This window comes from Sphingobium sp. CCH11-B1, from assembly GCF_001556865.1.
GTDB lineage: Bacteria > Pseudomonadota > Alphaproteobacteria > Sphingomonadales > Sphingomonadaceae > Sphingobium.
Window position 1 is genome coordinate 1 of the sequence record NZ_LSJY01000156.1, and the last position, 1180, is coordinate 1180.

1 protein-coding gene and 1 pseudogene are annotated in these 1180 nt (G+C 62.5%); one reads left to right on the forward strand and one right to left on the reverse strand.

The features are described 5' to 3' along the window. The first annotated feature begins 139 nt into the window (after positions 1-139). The gene (locus tag AX724_RS23445) at positions 140-313 is read left to right on the forward strand and encodes a hypothetical protein (protein ID WP_156448114.1); all 174 of its coding nucleotides are present in this window, start codon (positions 140-142) and stop codon (positions 311-313) included. Positions 314-980: 667 nt separating this feature from the next. Here the strand turns inward: AX724_RS23445 and AX724_RS22965 are convergent. Continuing rightward, positions 981-1180, reverse strand: a pseudogene (locus AX724_RS22965) (3'(2'),5'-bisphosphate nucleotidase CysQ); the annotation flags it as partial.

Sequence of the window (1180 nt, forward strand, 5' to 3'; positions counted from 1 at the left end):
GGGACTCCTTCTTGCCCATTATGCCCGCCCACACACGGAAATCCTGACAGTCCCCGCCAAGCTGAGACACAGATCTCGCAGACCGATCTGATACGTCAGCCGAGCAGGCGCGCACCCACCGCTCGATCGGTTTAACTCGGTGCTGGCGCTGCTCCCGACCACCGGTCGGCCATCGGTGCATCTCGATCTCGTTCGAGCGACACTGTCCGCCATGGCGCCCAACGGCGTGTGGGGGCTGCTCACGGACATCCCGGCCCACGGTCCTTTCTATCAGGGACACACCAAATTCCTCACCGGCATCGGGCCGCTTTAAACCACCTCAGCGAACGCTCGGCGCTGGGCACGATTCAGCAAGAAAGGTTGCCCCGGCGCCCTGCCGTCGAGGAGCCCGTCTGCCCTCCGCTCATTGAATCGCACGACCAATCCCGCACGATCTGCAGCGTCACCCCGTCGATTCTCGCGGCATCGCTACGACTCATGCCATCATAAGTCTCCGCCAAAGCGAACAGCCGCCGGCTCTGGTTCGCATTTTCGTTGTCCGCGCCAGTCGTCTCAAGCCCGCTGCGTCGAAGGCGTCCCGCAATCCAATCGCGCCACCCATGGACGTGTCCTCCAACCGGCAGACATCGCGTCAGAGTTTCGGCACTTTGGGAATCCCCCTCGTGAGTCAATCAAGGAGGGTGGTATCACCTATAGCGGCGGGCGTGGTCACGCCAAGGGTGAGACGTAGGGGCATTGCGCGAGCGGGTCTGTCTGGCCGTGTGAGGTCGCCCGATCGGCTGGACCAGCAAGGAGCCGGTGGTGACATTCTAGTCATTCGGGCGTAAGCGAGCCGCCCTCCTGACCTGCCCCCCCAGCGCTGCCTCCGGATAAGGCCGAGCGATTGATCAACGCGAGCTGTCTATTCCTTGCGCCCAGCAATCATTTCCTCGCTATTGCGCACGTCCTCGCAGGCGCTACTCGCGCTGCATCTGGCATCGTTATTGGGCGTTCAGTTCCACTTCGGCAATTAGCTTTAGCACTTGCTGGGCATGCTCTTTCCGGCAGATGAGGAGGTCGGGCAGAGAGACGTCACGCTGGTTATAGACCAGCGGCGAACCGTCGATGCGGGAGCAATGAAGCCCATGCGCGGCGGCGACCGCCACTGGCGCCATGCTGTCCCATTCATACTGGCCGCCGG